This is a genomic window from Acidithiobacillus sp. TH-A35 (assembly GCF_057473505.1).
Genome location: NZ_JBYCKR010000195.1, coordinates 1 through 16,393, shown reverse-complemented (window position 1 = coordinate 16,393; position 16,393 = coordinate 1). Strand labels below are relative to the sequence as shown.

The 16,393-nt window shown below is 58.9% G+C and carries 15 protein-coding genes, 1 tRNA gene and 3 pseudogenes; 5 read left to right on the top strand and 14 right to left on the bottom strand.

The features are described 5' to 3' along the window. From AC2VNK_RS06865 to AC2VNK_RS06855, 3 genes and pseudogenes are all read right to left on the bottom strand, one after another. A pseudogene (locus AC2VNK_RS06865) lies at positions 1-242 on the bottom strand (transposase domain-containing protein); the annotation flags it as partial. Positions 243-417: 175 nt separating this feature from the next. Then, the gene (locus AC2VNK_RS06860; RefSeq protein ID WP_486883264.1) at positions 418-930 is read right to left on the bottom strand and encodes a GDSL-type esterase/lipase family protein; all 513 of its coding nucleotides are present in this window, start codon (positions 928-930) and stop codon (positions 418-420) included. A gap of 265 nt (positions 931-1,195) precedes the next feature. After that, positions 1,196-2,161, bottom strand: coding sequence for a uracil-DNA glycosylase (locus AC2VNK_RS06855; RefSeq protein WP_486883263.1), 966 nt, complete (start codon positions 2,159-2,161; stop codon positions 1,196-1,198). Positions 2,162-2,335: 174 nt separating this feature from the next. Between AC2VNK_RS06855 and AC2VNK_RS06850 the strand changes: the two genes are divergently transcribed. The 4 genes and pseudogenes from AC2VNK_RS06850 to AC2VNK_RS06835 all read left to right on the top strand — a co-directional run bounded on the left by AC2VNK_RS06850 (position 2,336) and on the right by AC2VNK_RS06835 (position 4,648). Then, on the top strand, positions 2,336-2,686 hold the full coding sequence (locus tag AC2VNK_RS06850) for a DUF4870 domain-containing protein (RefSeq protein WP_486883262.1): 351 nt from the start codon (positions 2,336-2,338) through the stop codon (positions 2,684-2,686). Positions 2,687-2,782: 96 nt separating this feature from the next. Then, a pseudogene (locus AC2VNK_RS06845) lies at positions 2,783-3,619 on the top strand (ATP-binding cassette domain-containing protein); the annotation flags it as partial. 150 nt (positions 3,620-3,769) lie between these two features. Continuing rightward, a pseudogene (locus AC2VNK_RS06840) lies at positions 3,770-4,081 on the top strand (ATP-binding cassette domain-containing protein); the annotation flags it as partial. Between the two features lie 333 nt (positions 4,082-4,414). Further along, the gene (locus tag AC2VNK_RS06835) at positions 4,415-4,648 is read left to right on the top strand and encodes an ABC transporter C-terminal domain-containing protein (RefSeq protein ID WP_486883265.1); all 234 of its coding nucleotides are present in this window, start codon (positions 4,415-4,417) and stop codon (positions 4,646-4,648) included. Here AC2VNK_RS06835 and AC2VNK_RS06830 read toward each other — a convergent pair. The 11 genes from AC2VNK_RS06830 to glnL form a co-directional block, all read right to left on the bottom strand. Beyond that, complete coding sequence (locus AC2VNK_RS06830) at positions 4,645-4,968, bottom strand: hypothetical protein (RefSeq protein WP_291524878.1); 324 nt, start codon at positions 4,966-4,968, stop codon at positions 4,645-4,647. The genes AC2VNK_RS06835 and AC2VNK_RS06830 overlap by 4 nt on opposite strands. Then, complete coding sequence (locus AC2VNK_RS06825) at positions 4,961-5,272, bottom strand: hypothetical protein (RefSeq protein ID WP_486883261.1); 312 nt, start codon at positions 5,270-5,272, stop codon at positions 4,961-4,963. The genes AC2VNK_RS06830 and AC2VNK_RS06825 overlap by 8 nt, the downstream gene beginning before the upstream one ends. Next, positions 5,269-7,023, bottom strand: a complete 1,755-nt coding sequence (locus tag AC2VNK_RS06820) for a peptidoglycan D,D-transpeptidase FtsI family protein (RefSeq protein ID WP_486883260.1) — start codon at positions 7,021-7,023, stop codon at positions 5,269-5,271. The genes AC2VNK_RS06825 and AC2VNK_RS06820 overlap by 4 nt, the downstream gene beginning before the upstream one ends. Beyond that, on the bottom strand, positions 7,005-8,441 hold the full coding sequence (locus AC2VNK_RS06815; RefSeq protein WP_486883259.1) for a phosphomannomutase/phosphoglucomutase: 1,437 nt from the start codon (positions 8,439-8,441) through the stop codon (positions 7,005-7,007). The genes AC2VNK_RS06820 and AC2VNK_RS06815 overlap by 19 nt, the downstream gene beginning before the upstream one ends. A gap of 2 nt (positions 8,442-8,443) precedes the next feature. After that, positions 8,444-10,495 carry an O-antigen ligase family protein gene (locus tag AC2VNK_RS06810; RefSeq protein ID WP_486883258.1) on the bottom strand — a complete coding sequence of 684 codons (2,052 nt, stop codon included), beginning with the start codon at positions 10,493-10,495 and terminating at the stop codon, positions 8,444-8,446. After that, positions 10,492-10,692: a hypothetical protein gene (locus AC2VNK_RS06805; protein WP_291524886.1), complete on the bottom strand. Its 201-nt coding sequence runs from the start codon at positions 10,690-10,692 to the stop codon at positions 10,492-10,494. The genes AC2VNK_RS06810 and AC2VNK_RS06805 overlap by 4 nt, the downstream gene beginning before the upstream one ends. A 125-nt stretch (positions 10,693-10,817) precedes the next feature. Then, positions 10,818-10,894: transfer RNA gene (locus tag AC2VNK_RS06800), tRNA-Pro, on the bottom strand. An 11-nt stretch (positions 10,895-10,905) separates the two neighbouring features. Continuing rightward, positions 10,906-11,901, bottom strand: a complete 996-nt coding sequence (locus AC2VNK_RS06795) for a polyprenyl synthetase family protein (RefSeq protein WP_486883257.1) — start codon at positions 11,899-11,901, stop codon at positions 10,906-10,908. 83 nt (positions 11,902-11,984) lie between these two features. Then, positions 11,985-12,929 (bottom strand): hypothetical protein, encoded by a 945-nt coding sequence (locus AC2VNK_RS06790; protein ID WP_486883256.1) that lies wholly within the window; start codon positions 12,927-12,929, stop codon positions 11,985-11,987. 65 nt (positions 12,930-12,994) lie between these two features. Next, positions 12,995-14,434: a nitrogen regulation protein NR(I) gene (gene ntrC / locus AC2VNK_RS06785; protein ID WP_291524891.1), complete on the bottom strand. Its 1,440-nt coding sequence runs from the start codon at positions 14,432-14,434 to the stop codon at positions 12,995-12,997. Further along, complete coding sequence (glnL, locus tag AC2VNK_RS06780) at positions 14,431-15,516, bottom strand: nitrogen regulation protein NR(II) (RefSeq protein ID WP_486883255.1); 1,086 nt, start codon at positions 15,514-15,516, stop codon at positions 14,431-14,433. Before glnL ends, ntrC begins: the two co-directional genes overlap by 4 nt. A gap of 302 nt (positions 15,517-15,818) precedes the next feature. On the opposite strand from glnL, the gene AC2VNK_RS06775 reads away from it, so the two are divergent. Next, positions 15,819-16,393 (top strand): proteasome-type protease (locus AC2VNK_RS06775; RefSeq protein WP_486883254.1); only part of this gene is annotated, 575 nt, incomplete at its 3' end.

The following is a 16,393-nucleotide window of genomic DNA, read 5'->3' as shown; positions in this document are numbered from 1 at the left end:
GGCAAGAGTTCGTGGAGCCGCTTGTTGGGCCATGTGGGGAGCTTTTCGAGCACGTCACAGAGGTACGCGAAGGGCTCGGCGCCGTTGAGCTTGCACGTTTCGATAATGCTGTAAAAGGACGCGGCACGCTCGCCACCGGCATCATTTCCAACAAATAAAAAATTCTTGCGACCAATGGCCACACCCCGCAGCGCCCGTTCCACCGGGTTATTGTCGATGCTGAGCTGACCTTCTTCGAGGTGCTCACTCCTCGATGCGGAATGGAGCCTGCGCGACCAAAAACGTCTGCAATCGCATCTGCGCCCGGACCTCTATGACATCTCCCGGTAACCCGCAAGATACGCCGCTCAGTTACTGCTTACATCCCTAAAACTGTTCCAACAATGACACGTCGTCACGCACCGCAGGAAGCGGTACTTACGGAACGCGCTGCAGGAACTGGAATATCAATTGCGCGATCTGTTTCTGGCCGACGGCGTTCGGATGTACGCCATCCGCCTGGTAAGACACATCAGCCCGGTGGGTCTTGAAAAATCGTCGCAACTCTGCATAAACCGGAATGACCGGAACGTTCATGGCGTGGCCCGCCGTATAAATATCCGGGATGGGGCCACGGATCAACATGGCCTCGCTGATACCGTAATTCGAGTGAATGATCGGCGGTGGCGTACAGATATAAATCTTGGGATGTGCCTTGAGCTGTGCGAAATGCCGAATCATCTCTTCCGCATTCGCGGTGAACTGGGAGCCAAATTTTGGCCAATTTTGGGTGTTGGCATCATTGGTGCCCAACATGATGATAACAATATTGGGATCAAAGCTTGTGGCGGCTTGATATTCCGGTGTTTTCCAATAAGGAAGAGCGCCATTCTTCAGCATGGTAGCCCCGCTGTGACCGAAGTTCGCAACCTGATAGTCGGTTCCCAGCAATTGCTGTAATTCCCCCGGCTATCCTTGGATATGCCGTTGTGGAACTCCGGCACCGTAGGTAATACTGTCTCTGACGCAGGCCACGCGAATTTTCCCCGCCACCGCCCGGGAGTCTGTGAGCAGAAACAACAAGCCGGCAATCAAGATGACCGGAAACAACCGCCAAGCGCTGTATTTGTGGTAACCCATAGAAGACTTCCCCCAGATAGTTAGAAATATGGCCATTCCAGACCCTCGACGGACCTAACAAAGAGAGAATGATCCGTTATTTCTGCAACTCCGCAAACACCCCCAACGCCCGCTTCAGATCCTCCCAGACTTTGCGCTTATCGATCGGGTTACGCAGCAGATAGGCGGGGTGGTAGGTGACAATCAGGGGAATGCCTTGGTAGTGCTGGGTCGTACCCCGCAATTGGCTAAGCGGCGTATCCACCTGAAGCAAGCCCTGCGCAGCAAAGCGCCCCAGCGCAACAATCACGCGGGGTTGCAAGAGGGCGATCTGGCGCTGCAGGTAAGGCATGCACGCCTGCACCTCCGGACCCAGCGGATCGCGGTTGTTGGGGGGGCGGCATTTGAGGATATTGGCAATATAGACGTCTTTCTCGCGGCTTAGGCCCATGGCGCGGAGCATGTTGTCGAGGAGTTGACCGGCGCGACCCACAAAGGCTTCGCCGCGGCGGTCTTCTTCCGCACCCGGCGCCTCACCGACAAACAGCCAGGACCCGCGCGGGTTACCGGCACCGAATACGGCATGTTTGCGGGTTTCGCCGAGGGGGCAGGCCTGACAGGTGCTGACCATGTTGTTGAGGTCACGCCAGTCCAGGGTGGCGATGCGCGTTACCCGTTGCGGGTCCGCAGAAGAGGTGCTTGCCTGAGTAGCAAGCGCTGGGGCTTGAAGGGTTTCGGCCTTGGACAGTAGAGATGTGCTGCGTAGCGGAGTCGGAGCCACCGCTGTGGATAAGGTAGCAGTCGCTGGCACCGCGTTGCGCAGTACGGAGACCCCTTCTTCTACAGGACTGGGGAGTGACTCCGGCTGCATTACGGGCGTTTCTGCAGGGCGCATCGAGGCAGAGACGGGCATCGTTTGCGCGGATACAGACCGATTCGGCGCTGCACTTACGGCTTTTACCGCCGGTTTCACCGGCGCCATCTCCGGCGGCGGTTCGCCGGGCACGGGTAGACGCAGGAGTTGCAGGAATTGGCGTTGTTCGTCAGTGAAGGTGTCTAGCATGGGTCTATGCTAAAGGTCCGGTCCATCGGTGGCAATCATTCTGCCACTTAGAAAGGATTCAAAAGGCTATTCTTTGACAAAAAATTCAGTATGATAGTGGGCACAGGCCAGTCAGAGTGAAGCATCACCCGGTCGATCCAGTACGAAATCCATCACCCTACAGGGAGCGTAACCATGGAAACCAGCAATCTCGTCGAAGTAGCCAGCAAGGACGATCGCAACATCGCCGCACTCACCCATGCGGGCGGCATATTGTTCGGGTTCATCCCGGCGCTCATCGTCTATCTCCTCAAAAAAGACAGTGGCTCCGCCTGGCTGGTGCAACAGAGCAAAGAAGCACTGAATTTCCAGATCACCGTGCTGATTGCCTATGTGGTGGCCAGCATCCTGAGTACCCTGTTGATCGGCATGTTGATTTTCCCACTGATTTTCATAGTGAATTTGATATTCTGTGTTTTAGCAGCCATCAAAGCCAGTAATGGCGAGGTCTATCGCTACCCACTCACCCTGCGTTTGCTGAGTTGACGCGCAGAACCTGAGAACATGCTTCCGGCTTGCGCCACTGCAGCGCGCCCCGTACCCTACGCCTTTATTTTGCATAACAAGGATGGGGTCGGCTGAATGTCTATTCTGCGGCTGGAGGCAGGGCAAGTGGAATGGGGTGGCCGGGCGCTGCTGGACCATGCCGAGTTGAATCTGGAGGCAGGCGAGCGGGTCGGTCTTATCGGCCGCAACGGCGAGGGCAAGTCTACCTTATTGCAAGTGCTGGCGGGCCTCTGTCCCTTAGATGCGGGGACGCTGTGGGTGGCACCCGGTGTGCGGCGCGCCTACCTGGCGCAGGAGCCGGAGCTGGCCGGAGAGCACGACCTGCTCACCGCCATCAAATCCGGGCATCCTGCCTGGCGGCACTTGCAGAATGCCGATGCGGACGACGCCCACGCCCATGCCCTCGCCGACCATCACGATGCCTGGCAGATCGACTATAAGGCAGAGTCCCTGCGCGATAGCCTGGGGCTGCCCACTGGAGGTATGGTCAGCGCCCTTTCCGGTGGCCAGCGCAAGCGGGTGGCCATTGCCGCCACCCTCGTCGCCGAGCCGGACCTGCTCTTTCTCGACGAACCCACCAACCATCTCGATCTGCCCGCGATCCTGGCACTGGAGCAATCCCTGCTACGCCATCGCGGCACGCTGGTCTTCGTCACCCACGACCGGCGTTTTCTCGACCGCCTGGCGACCCGCATCATCGAACTGGATCGCGGGATACTGCGCAGTTTTCCCGGTACTTTTGCTGCTTATCAAAGCCGCAAGGCCGAAGTCCTCGCTGCTGAGGCGGCCGCCGACAGTCGTCTGGAAGGGCAACTGGCGGAAGAGGAGGCTTGGCTGCGCCAGGGGGTCAAGGCCCGTGCCAAGCGCAACCAGGGCCGCCTGCGCCGTCTGGAGGGGCTGCGTGAGGAGCGCGCCAGCCGTCGCCAGCAGCAGGGGCAGGCCACCCTGCAAATCAGCACGGCGGATCGTTCCGGCGCACTCATTGCCGAGCTGGATCACGTTTCTTTTGCCTATGAAGGGCGTCCGGTCATCCGCGATTTTTCCACACGTATTGAACGCGGCGACCGGGTTGGCATTATCGGCCCCAATGGGGCGGGCAAGACGACACTGCTGCGCCTGATCCTCGGTGAACTGGAGCCACAAGAGGGTACCATCCGCCGCGGCACCAAACAGGAGGTCGCCTACTTCGACCAGATGCGCGCCACCCTCGACCCCGAGAGCCGGGTGTTGGACGCCATCGCGGACGGGAATGATTTTATCGAAATCAATGGCGAACGCCGTCACGTGCTGAGCTATCTGCAGGATTTCCTCTTCCCGCCAAGCCGCGCGCGGGGGCTGATCAAGGCACTCTCCGGCGGCGAGCGCGCACGTTTGCTGTTGGCCCGCCTCTTTGCCCGCCCCGCCAATATTCTGGTGCTGGACGAGCCCACTAACGATCTGGATCTGGAGACACTGGAGATTCTGGAAGAGCGTTTACAGAGTTACGCCGGCACGCTCTTTCTGGTCTCCCATGACCGGGACTTTCTCGATAACGTGGTCACCCAGGTGATCGCCTTCGGGGAGGACGGGCAGATCAGCCAGAATGCGGGCGGCTACGAGGACTGGCTGCGCTGGCAGACGGAATCCCGGCGCTTAGCAAAGCCGGCAGAGAGTGGCGGCGGCAAGGGTTCTGGCAAACGCGATGGCGGCAAAGGCAAAAAATCCGCCATGAGCTACAAGGAAACTCAGGAACTCGCCACCCTGCCCGTGCAGATCGAAGTGCTGGAGAAAGAAGAGGGTGAAATCGCCGCCACGTTGGCCCTGCCCGAAACCTATCAGAACCCGGAGCGGCTGCGCGAGGTGCAGGCCCGCGCCGATGTCATCAGTGCGTCTTTAACAAAAGCTTATGGGCGCTGGGAGGCGCTGGAAGAAAAGGCGGCGGCCCAGACTGCAGAGTCCTAGGAAGAAGACTTCGGTGTGCCCCGCTCCTTGTCGTGCAGCAAAAAATGCAGCACCACACCGTCAATAATGGCCGGAACCAGGGTGGCGATCAGGCCCACGGCCATGCTCATCCAGGGTCCGGGCGGCACCTGCGGGTCAGGGATAAAACCCTGCCATTGCCAGGCTATCGCGGTCAGGTCATAAGCGATAATCAGCCCCGGAATCAGCAGCAGACCATCCACAGCCAGCAGCACCAGCACTGCCAGTAGCACGAGCAGAACCATACCCGTGCCTTTGATCAGTTCGCGCGGCCACTGCAACCAGTCGCGCGGCTTAGCCACGGTACACCCAAAGCACAATATCCTTGCGCGGCAGAGTCACTGGGGCCCCGCTTTTGAAGTCCAGAGTCGCACTGGGCCAGAAGGCCGTATCAGCGAAGCGCGGGGTCACCAGATAGGTCCCCGGCCAGTCAGGAGCGGCCACTGCCTGATGCCCTCCGACGATAATGGCGCGTGCCCCGACCGCGTTGACATAAATGTGCGCCACAGGAATACGGGTAAATATCGCCGTCGCCAGCACCCCCAGCAGGATCGCCGCGATGCCCACGGTAAGGGTCCCGGCAACCCATTTGTCCAGTCTGCTCACTTGCCGCCTCCTTCCGCCCAGATTTCTGCCTGAGTGGCCGTAATATGATCATCCTTGGAGGCACAGGCCTTGCCTCCGCACCAGCGTGGTGCAATGTTCAGTTCTTCAAGGGCGTGGCGCATGGTCACGCGGAACACGGGCGCCGACTCCACGCCACCGAAGTTCCAGTAGCGGGTACTCCCGCGCATGGTTACCGCCATGACCAGTTTCGGCGCAAAACCCGGCGCAAAGCCGACAAAAGTGGCATTAGTCTTGTTCTTCAAAAAGCCGTCCTTACCGTTGGCCATGTTGGCGGTGCCCGTCTTGCCCGCCACCGCATAACCGGGAATCGCGGCAAGGATGCCCGTGCCATTGGCCGCGCACACCCCTTCCAGCCAGTGCCGCAGGTGGGCGGCGACACCAGCAGGCATAATACGCACTCGCTGCACCGGTTGTCCGGCAATGAGCGTTGGCGCCACGTGATAGCCCCCATTGGCGATAGCGGCATAACCTTCCGCCAATTGCAAAGTCGTCACCGACACGCCGTAGCCCAGCGCAATGGTTGCATGGCGGGCCTTGTCCCAGGTCTGGGGCGGAGGGAGTACACCGCCTGTCCCACCCGCAAAGCCCAAGTTTGGCTCCGTGCCGTAACCTGCCGCCCGGTACATGTCATAAATAGCCTGTGCGGGCGTCCGCAAGGCAATTTTAGCCGCACCAATGTCGCTGGAGTACTTGAGGATATGCGCCACGTTCAGTTTATGGTGTACCACATCGTCGCGGATACAGAAACCGCCCACGGGCAGGCAGTGGGAGACATTGAAGTTCTGGTCCGGCTGGATGCTGCCCGTTTCGAGGGCGGCGGCCACCATAAACGGCTTCATCACCGAACCGGGCTCGAAGGCCTGATGGACGGCGTTATTCACATAATCAGAAGGGTTGCCGCAACCGTCGCGCGCATTGGGATTACAGGAGGGTACGCTCGCCATGGCGAGAATCTGCCCGGTCTGCACATCCATCACCACGGCCGAGCCCTCTGTAGCCCCAAAATGCTTTTGCGCCGCCAACAGGGTCATATAAGCCCAATACTGGATCTGCGGGTTGATGGTCAGGTACAGGTCGTGGCCAGGCACGGGCGTCTGCCGCGCGCCCAGCACATGAAGCACTTCGCCTTGCCCATCCACCAGTACCTTTTCACTGCCCGTCTTGCCCGATAACCATTGGTTGTAACCCATTTCCAGCCCGGCGGCGCCCTGATGATACAGATGCACAAGGCCCAGCAACGGTGTGGTTACCGCACCAAGAGGATAATAGGTGCGGCTGGTTTTTTGCACATAGATACCAGGCACATGCAGGGCATCCACTGCGGTGCCCAGTTGTGGCTGCACCTGACGCAGGATGTAGGCGAAGCCCGACCCGCCCGACTGCACTCGCGCCGCCAGTGCTTCCGGGCTAATGTCCAGATCCTGCGCCACCTTGCCCCAGTCTTTACGGTACTTGTCAAAAACGCGAGGGTCCGTCCAGATAGTCACCGCAGGTACATTTACCGCCAGTGCATCGCCGTTGCTGCCATAAATCACGCCCCGATCGGCGGGCAAAGGCCGCGTCTGCAAATAACGCATACGCCCCTGGGCACGCAAATCATGGGTCCGCCACCACTGCAGTTCCGCATCTCGCGCCAGCACCACCACCAGCCCCAAAAGAATCGCGACGAGGAGAAGTATCGCCCGCCAGCGTGGCAAAATGCGTTGCAGGCTTAGTCGTTCTGGTGGCATGCACAGTTCCTCCGCATTATTCTTCGGTCATCCTTATAGAGAGGCAAGGACAAGTCAGCGCGTGCCGCTCGCAGCAAATCACGGAACTCGGACTCTATCCGTGCCAATGCGGCCTCGCTATCGCCTTCAAAGCGCAGGGTAAGTACCGGCTGCGTGTTGGAAGCGCGCACCAGTCCCCAGCCATCCGTGAACTCTACGCGCAGACCATCCAGTTCGATGACCGGCGTCCCGGTGAAGCGACCGCGTGCGGCACGCCGGATATCCTCCATCAGGACAAAATGCTCACCCTCGGTTAACGGTATCCGCAATTCTGGGGTGCTGTATGCCTTGGGCAAGGTGCGTAACACGGCTCCCGGCGCTGCGCTGCGCTGGCTGAGCAGCTCCAGCAGGCGCGCACCGGCATAGAGACCATCGTCGAAACCGTACCAGCGGTCTCCGAAAAAGAGGTGCCCGCTCAGCTCACCAGCGAGGGGCGCCCCCAGCTCTGCCATTTTGCTCTTGAGTACCGAATGGCCGGTCTTCCACATGATCGGCTGGCCGCCCGCCGCCTTAACCACTTCGATAAGCTGGCGGGTGCTCTTGATGTCGAAGAGAATCGGCGCACCAGGATATCGGGCTAGGATATCTTCGGCGAAAAACATCAGCAAACGATCTGGCCAGATGATCTCTCTGCCCGGCACGACCACTCCCAAACGGTCGGCATCGCCATCAAAAGCAAGGCCAATATCCAGATCTTCCGCATCCACCAGGGCCATCAGGTCCTGCAGGTTTTCGGGATCGCTGGGATCTGGATGATGGTGGGAGAAGCCGCCGTCGATGTCGCTGAATAACTCATGCACGGTGCAACCGAGCACCTGAAACAAGTTTGGGGCGACGACCCCGGCGACACCATTACCGCAGTCCAGGGCGATCCGCAAGGGTCGCGCGAGGTGGACATCATTGACAATACGGGCACGGTAGGCAGCCAGCACATCCACCACCGCGTCATGCGCGCCTGCTCCCGTGACGAAATCATCGGCCACACAGCGCTGATAGAGGGCCTGGATGGCATCACCATGCAAGCTCTGTCCATCCAGAACCATCTTAAGCCCATTGTAATCCGGCGGATTATGACTGCCAGTGACCATGATACCGCCATCCGCCTGTAGGTATTCGATGGCAAAATATAGCACGGGCGTGGGTACCATCCCCAGATTCAGTACTGTGCAGCCGCTCGCCAGAAGACCGTCCAACAAGGCCTTCTGGAGTCGTGGTCCGGAAAGCCGCCCGTCCTGGGCAACAGCGAGACGTTGCAGCCCCTTTTGCCGCGCCATACTGCCAAAAGCCAGACCCAGTGCTTCCACCCGTGCAGACGTCAGATCGCGGTCGACAACCCCGCGAACGTCATAAGCGCGAAAGATGCTGGCGGGGATATCCATACTCAGTGCGACGCTGGTGCCCCATTTGCAATCTGGCGATGGATGGATTGCAGCCAGGAAACAGCTGGGGTGTAAGCCTGATTCTCTCGCAGCAACCGCAATAAGGTGACCTCTGCTGCATGTTTGTCGCCCGCCCGCCATTGGGTCAGGGCGATCTCCATCTGCAGATCACTGCGCGGGTAGGGAAAGAGCGGCCGCCGCAAACCCGCAACCAAAAAGGCCACACCTTCCTTGACTTGACCCTGATCCACGTAGGCCAGTTGGGCGATTTTATTGCGCAGGCTGACACTTTCGGGATTGATCGCCAGCCCCTTACGCCAGGCCAGCAAAGCCTGCCGATCCCTCTGTGTTTTATCGAGGCCAAGCAGAGCGCCCTGCTCCAGATAGAGTGTGCCGATGGAATTCCACACGCCCGACTGCTGCGGAATCCCCACCAGACTCTGGCGGTATTGGCTGAGTGCATGCTTCACCAGCAAACTGCGGCGCGTGACATTCATCTGAGCCTCGCGGTCGGCGAGGGTCAGATAGGTATTAGCGAGATAGACATGGGGTTGGGTGGCCAGTGGCCGCGCCATAGTCAGCCAGTCCGCCGCCTTCCGGAGAAAAACGGCACGCTGATTAGCGTCGGGGATAATCCGGTTAAGCCAGCCATTATCGCTTAACAGGGCGAAAGTCGCGCCATCCGCGACCAGATTCCACGACACCACGACCACAGCCAGCAACAGCAGGGCCTGAGCGATGATGCCGCCGATCCGCGGCAGGAGCGGAGCCGCCTCTCCCTGCACACCATAGATACGCCAGGCCCGTGCCAGAAAGAGGCCAGCCAACAGACTTAGGGGCAGATTGTAGAAAATAAAATTCCCCAGGGCATGACCGGTCATGGCAAAAACCCCCATTACCAAACCCAATGCCTGCAGACGGCGTTCATCGCTGATCTGCAAAGTCTTTCCTGCCCGATAAAGCAGACGGTAAAGCGCATACATCAACGTTCCGGCAAAACCGAGGAGAAAGCCCAGATTGATGAGCCCTCCCTCGGCTAGGTATTCCAGAAAGTCGTTATGATCATAGGTGCCCGCCGACGCCAGTTCGCCGGGCAGGCGATAGGCCGGGTAGTTAAGGAAATAGCTACCGATACCGGTTCCCAGCCAGGGGTGGCTCAGGAACATGTGCCAGGTAGCCACCCACATCAGGCCACGGGCGACCGTAGAAAGATTATGCGTGATAAAACCTGGCGCCAGATGTCCTAGAAGATCATATCGTTGAGGATAACCCAGCAACAAAAAACTGATCAGCGCCAAAGCCATTATCACGGCAATACGCCGTTTACCGCCGGGGCGTCTGCCGAATCCCCAGAAAACAAAAGGCATCGTACAGACCCAGGACAGCAGGCCTCCCCGGCTGTTGGTAGAAAAGAACGCCAGCAGAATTACCGTCAGGGTAGCGAGATAAAGTAACCCGACAAAACCTAACTGAAGCGATCCAAAGCGCGTATTTTGCTTTTCATCATGGACGAAGTAAGCGGCAAGGATCGGAAAAAACATCAGGTTGAGCCACGCGGCAAAACTATTGGTATCCAGCAGCGGGCCGTAAGGCCGCAAGTCAAACAATCCCCCGCCTTGCCCCAGGCCGTGGTAATACTGCCAGAGCGCCATGCCGCTCAAAATCCAGGCACTCAGCAAAATCCCTCGCCAGAACCATGTCCAGGCCTGTTCTGCGACCGGCGCCGGGATCATCATGCTGATGAGAAATACCAGCGGCAGAGAACCCAATACCCAAAAGTAGAACCAGCTCGTGTAAGGCGATCCGCTCCAGAACAGGCTCAAGCCCAACCACAGCAACCAGAGCAGCATGAAGACCGGCAAAAACCCGCGCGGCCAGGGCAGGCCGTCCTGCAGGCGCGGCCACCAAACCACAAATCCCCAGATCAGTAGAACCATACTGGTGGCTACCAGCAGCGGGATCAACTGACCGTTGTAATACCAGGAAACAAAATAGGCGACCAGGGGAAATACTGCATAGAGTCCAGCGCGAAAGGAGGGTACGGCAGGGTTCACTGATGGTCTCCGGCATGTTGTGGACAACGGTAATCGCCATCACCCCGGCAGGCCGCCGCATGAATGGAAAGATGCCGGCCGCAGCGCGTGCAACGCACCAAACGATCCACCGCGGAAACTTCAGGACGGCGGCGTTTCTGGCGCCAGCCATAAAACAGGATCGCGACAAATACGAGGAAAATAAGCCACTTCAGCATAAGTACAGGTACCCGCGTGGTGCGGACCGACAGCGCTATGTTGCCCGCGCATCCGACATAAAAACAGACGCGACAACCGCCAAATCCTTATGAAAAAGGCCCGACAATGCGGGCCTTCCCTCAATTGGTCGGGGCGAGAGGATTCGAACCTCCGACATCCGCCTCCCGAAGGCGGCGCTCTACCAGGCTGAGCCACGCCCCGATAACATCACTTTAAAAATCACGCCGCACAGAAAATGCTGCCAAAAAAGCCAAGGCCTCTTTCTCCACACTGCCCGGGAACCCGGCCAGATAAGCAATAGCCTGATCCGCCTTTTCCTTTGCGACGCGCAAAGTGTAATCAATTGACCCTGTTCTGGCAATGATTTCCCAGACTTGGTCAAAGACGGCCGGCGCGTCACCGCAAAGTGCTTCACGCAGAATGATCTGCTCTGCTGCCGTAGCATGCTGCATGGCATGGATGTAGGGTAGGGTCGCCTTGCCATCAGCAAGATCATCGCCCCGATTCTTACCCATTTTCTCGGCACTGGTGGAATAATCCAGGGCATCATCCATCAACTGGAAAGCGATACCTAGCAGGGAGCCGTATTGCGCCAGCGCCTTTTCCGCGGCAGCATCCAGGTTATTTACCAAGGCCCCAATACGCGCTGCCGCCTCAAAGAGCTTGGCGGTCTTAGCTTCGATGACCGAGAAGTACGCCCCAGGACTCAGATCAGGGTCGTTGGCATTCTCCAGTTGCGCGACCTCGCCCTGGGAAATGACACTGGTAGCTTCTGCCATGGTGGCGAGGATACGCATATCGCCGTCCTGTACCATCATCTCGAAGGATCGGGCATAAAGAAAATCCCCAACGAGTACGGCGGCGGCGTTGCCCCAGAGTTGATTAGCCGTCGCATTGCTGCGCCGCAGTTCGGAACCATCGACTACATCATCATGCAGCAGCGTCGCCGTATGGATAAACTCAACAACAGCCGCCAGAGGGATCGGACGCGGGCCACGCTCACCGCCCATGCGTGCTGCGAGCAGCAGAACAATAGGCCGCAGTCTTTTGCCACCAGCATTGATTAGATAAGTCCCCATGGCCGGGATAGTCGGCACCCCGGAACGCAGCTGCTCCTGGATAACGCTGTTCACCGACACCATATCGGACCGCACGAGGCGGTTGACTTCCTCCAAATCCATGCGTTGCTGCTCCCTGTCTGCCTGCATCAGCTCTCGCTCAGTACCTGTAGGTGCGGAGCTTGCGGCTGCAGGCGATTGTCGTTAGCGCAGCATAAGCTTGTCAAGCGCGGTCATCGGCCATCTTCAGCGCCACCGGACAACCTGGCCGGAATCTCCAGGTGGCGTGATCTGGCCAGTCGTCTCAATACCTCCAGATCGCCATTCCATTGTGCAAGCGTCTCCCACAGGGGGTGGGGGCCGAGGTCCTCACCTACCCGCAACATACGCTCGCGCAGGGTTTTGCCCCCGGCACCCACGGCCAGGAAAAGCAATATCAAGGTATTGATATAATCCTCAACGCGGCGTTGCTGGTGGGTAATGCGCAGAAGTTCGGCATACAACGGCAGGCGTTGCGGCTCATGAGCGATGGCCCGCCACAGGATCGCCATGCCATAGGCGGGATCGGGATTACGGGAAACCAAGGCCAGCGCCATCTCCGCAGCCATGACGACATTTTGAGTCTGGGCTTGTGGTACAGGAATAGTCATGCCCACCTTCTCGGCAAGCACGAGGAGTTCAAGATTGCCGGGGTCTTGACTCAGACCAGTATCCACCCGTTCCTGCCACCAGGACTCGTTCATGGGAGCAGCACCCGGTTTTTCACCCAAACCTTCGAGCAGCTCGGCATAGCTGTCGATATCGGCCATCGCCAGATAGGTGTCAAGGAGCTGGTTGATGACCCGTGTTTCGTGGGGATTGAGATCTACATACCAGCGCAACACGGTCGCCGCTTGCGCATAATGACCATACTCCAGATAAATGGTGGCTTCATTGAGAAGATCGTCGATGCTGAGCGCTTGCTGCTCGGCACCACCGGTAGTGGTTACGGATGGGGCAACAGCATCTACGCTGGATACTTCGGGTCGAATCCGTGGCAGGTCTGTGGCGGGTGCCGAATGCGCTGCTGAGGAGACTGGCGCGCTGCTTTTATTCTGTAAACGTCGGCGCCGTGCCCGCAAGCGGATGAAAACCTCCACCAGCAGCAGCAGGACAACAACGATTTCCAACAGTAACATTACGCCTTGCATAGACACCTCAAGCTCGACCAAGCATACCCTTTATATCAGCATACAAGGGGGTTTTAGTCGAAAGCCTGGGATTCGCCAGCGCCGCTGCCAGACGCATCTTCCATGCCCAGTTCTTTAAGCTTGCGGGTAAGCGTATTACGCCCCCACCCGAGCTTGTGTGCGGCGTCCTGCTTATGGCCACGGGTATGTTGCAAGGCCGCTTCCAGCAGACAGCGCTCGAACTGCGGCTGAATCTTGTCCAGCAAGGCCTCTTCGCCACCGGCGAGGCACTGCCGCACCACGGCCCCCAGCAGTAGGCGCCAATCCTGGGCGTTCGAATCCAGCGGCACGGCGGACGGTGGCGGTGCGGCCATTTCCGGCGGCAAATCCGTCACCTGGACCTCGCTGGTGGGTGCCATCACGGTAATCCAGCGACAGACGTTTTCCAATTGGCGAACATTACCTGGCCAACGCCAATTCATGAAGGCGGCCTCCGCCGCCGGACTCAATACCTTACGCTCGACATCCAACTGCTCCGCGCTGCGACGGAGAAAGTGGCGGGCCAGACGCGGGATGTCTTCACGCCGCTCCCGCATTGGTGGGAGGTGGATATGGATGACATTGAGACGGTGGTAGAGATCTTCCCGAAAACTACCGTCGCGCACCTTGGCTTCGAGATTCTGGTGGGTCGCGGCGAGAACGCGGACGTCCGCACGTTGTGGCGCATGGCCACCGACCCGGTAGAAGGTGCCGTCGGAGAGTACCCGCAATAGACGCGTTTGCAGGGCGGCGGGCATATCGCCAATTTCATCGAGAAAGAGGGTGCCCCCGGAGGCCTGTTCAAAGCGACCCTGCCGGGTCTGTACCGCCCCGGTAAAAGCGCCCTTTTCATGGCCGAAAAGTTCCGATTCCAGCAACTCGGCGGGAATAGCCGCCGTGTTGATGGCGATGAAGGGTCCGCGCGCGCGGGGACTGTGCCGGTGCAGAGCACTGGCCACCAGTTCCTTGCCTGCCCCCGACTCGCCGGTAATAAGCACGTTGATCTGTGAACGCGACAGACGACCGATGGCACGAAACACCTCCTGCATGGCGGGAGCCTCGCCAATCATTTCCGCCGGATCGCTCTCCTCAACGCCCGCTGCGCTCGGCTCTGTCTGACTGCCAAGAGCGCGCCGCACCAGGGCAACCGCCTCGTCCATGTCAAAAGGTTTGGGCAGATATTCAAAGGCCCCGCTCTGAAAAGCGGCGACGGCATTGTCGAGATCGGAGTGCGCTGTCATCACAATTACCGGCAGCTTCGGCCAGCGTGATTGCACCTCGCGCAGGAAAGCCAGCCCGTCCAGGCCGGGCATGCGCAGATCGGTAACGATGGCCTCTGGTTGCTCGCGCCCCAGTGCCCGCAGAGCGCTGTCGGCCTCGGCAAAACTGCGCACAGGGATATCGGCCTGGGTCAGCGCTTTCTCTAATACCCAGCGAATGGAAGGGTCATCATCAATAACCCAGACCTCTGTCATGCAGATGCCTCCCGGTGCGATAACAAGGGCAGGGAAACGGAAAATACCGTTTCCCCCGGTTGCGAGTGGCAATGGACCACTCCGCCATGCCCGCGCACCAATCCCTGCGCGATAGCGAGCCCCATACCCATACCCTCGGCACGACTGGTGACCAGCGGCAAAAAGATCCGCGGCAGCAGGTCTGGGGGGATTCCCGGGCCGCTATCAACTACATCCACACGCAGCGCCAGGCGGAACTTGTGATGCAAGAGGGTAACGTAGCGCTCGACCCGGGTGCGAATCAGGATCGTGCCGTGGCGATCCAAGGCCTGCTGGGCGTTGCGCAGCAAGTTCAGAAAAACCTGCACCAGTTGCTCCTGATCAGCCAAAATGTCGGGAATAGAGGGGTCGTAGTCGAAACGCACGGCAATGCCGGTGGGCAATTCCGCATTCAGCAGCCGACGCACATGTTCAAGTACCTGATGGATATTCACATCGGCCAAAACCGGGCGGCTGCGGGATCCCTGTAGGCGATCCACCAGATGATGCAGACGATCCACCTCATGGAGGATGACCCGGGTGTAGTCCTTCAGTTCGGGGCGCTGTAGTTCACGCTCCAGGAGCTGCGTGGCCCCGCGCAAACCACCGAGGGGATTTTTGATTTCGTGGGCAAGGCCACGCAGCATCTCCTGGGCGGCACCGTAAATGCGGTCCTGCATCTCCTCCTCGGCATGACGCGCCGGCAATTCCATTGGCCGCATTTCAATAATGAGACCGTCCGTTGGTGCGGGGGTCACCACCAAATCCACTACCGCGCTCCCACCCTCGCTCAGCGCCAAAGGCAAGCCCCTGCGCAGTGTGGCCGCGTTCGCCGTGGCTGCGTCCGCAAAAAGTGTGGTGAAACATTCTTCGCCGACGATGCTGCAAAGCGCCGACAAGGTCTGTCCCAACGCCTGATACTGACTGATGCGCAGCAGATTTTCGGCGGCGGGATTCATATAACGAATATGGTAATCACCCCCCAGAACCAGCACCGCTGATTCCAGGGCGTCCAGCACCATATTCTCTGTGGGCACAGTGGTTATTCTTTTGCGGCGCACCATGCAAGCTCCGATTCTGTGATTCATCAAACAGGCTCTATGCTCAGCCAAGCAAAAAGCGCACCAACTCATCAGGGACGCAACATCCTTCATACCGGCATATCACCCGGCATGTTTAGTTCTTCACACACAAAAACCGGACCGGCAATGGCTGCGCGACGGCCTATCGTTGATTGCACCATAATAGTGCATCTCTGACGGGTTGCCTAGCACCGCCGGAGGAGCAGGCAGGGCCCATACTTCCCAACGGCATCATTTTCAGCGAATATCATAAGTCTATGTCGCCGGGCTCACAGGAACACTCCATGACCTATTGCCTCACCGCTCATGTCGCAGAGGGCCTGATTTTCTGCTCCGACTCGCGTACCAACGCGGGCACCGACAACGTCAGCATCTACTCTAAAATGCATAACTTCTGCTGGCCCGGGGACCGCTTTCTCTGTCTGCTTTCAGCGGGCAATCTGGCGACTACTCAGGGCGTGGTCAAGCGGATGCAGCAAGATATAGACCAGGACGCCAAAACCCATCTGCTCAATCTGACCAGCATGGCGGAGGCGGCGGATTATGTCGGCCTCATCAACGCCGAGGTGCAGCGTAACCAGGCCAACCGCGACACCGCCAACACCAATTTTGAGGCAACCTTCATCCTGGGCGGCCAGATCAAGGGAGATACTCCGGCGACTTATATGATTTACCCGCAGGGCAACTACATCCATGAGTCGTCAGATCACCCCTTCCTGCAGATCGGCGAAATCAAATATGGCAAGCCGATTCTGGATCGCGTCGTCAGTCCCGACCTGTCTCTGGAGGCAGCGGCACGCTGCGCACTGGTCTCCATGAACTCCACCATGCGCAGCAACGTCTCCGTGGGTCCGCCGGT

Excerpts from the sequence above, each read along its gene's own strand:
- AC2VNK_RS06855 (WP_486883263.1), bottom strand. The coding sequence starts at position 2,161 with ATGCTAGACACCTTCACTGACGAACAACGCCAATTCCTGCAACTCCTG.
- AC2VNK_RS06850 (WP_486883262.1), top strand. The coding sequence starts at position 2,336 with ATGGAAACCAGCAATCTCGTCGAAGTAGCCAGCAAGGACGATCGCAAC.
- AC2VNK_RS06835 (WP_486883265.1), top strand. The coding sequence starts at position 4,415 with ATGAGCTACAAGGAAACTCAGGAACTCGCCACCCTGCCCGTGCAGATC.
- AC2VNK_RS06820 (WP_486883260.1), bottom strand. The coding sequence starts at position 7,023 with ATGCCACCAGAACGACTAAGCCTGCAACGCATTTTGCCACGCTGGCGG.
- AC2VNK_RS06815 (WP_486883259.1), bottom strand. The coding sequence starts at position 8,441 with ATGGATATCCCCGCCAGCATCTTTCGCGCTTATGACGTTCGCGGGGTT.
- AC2VNK_RS06805 (WP_291524886.1), bottom strand. The coding sequence starts at position 10,692 with ATGCTGAAGTGGCTTATTTTCCTCGTATTTGTCGCGATCCTGTTTTAT.
- AC2VNK_RS06795 (WP_486883257.1), bottom strand. The coding sequence starts at position 11,901 with ATGCAGGCAGACAGGGAGCAGCAACGCATGGATTTGGAGGAAGTCAAC.
- AC2VNK_RS06790 (WP_486883256.1), bottom strand. The coding sequence starts at position 12,929 with ATGTTACTGTTGGAAATCGTTGTTGTCCTGCTGCTGCTGGTGGAGGTT.
- ntrC (WP_291524891.1), bottom strand. The coding sequence starts at position 14,434 with ATGACAGAGGTCTGGGTTATTGATGATGACCCTTCCATTCGCTGGGTA.
- glnL (WP_486883255.1), bottom strand. The coding sequence starts at position 15,516 with ATGGTGCGCCGCAAAAGAATAACCACTGTGCCCACAGAGAATATGGTG.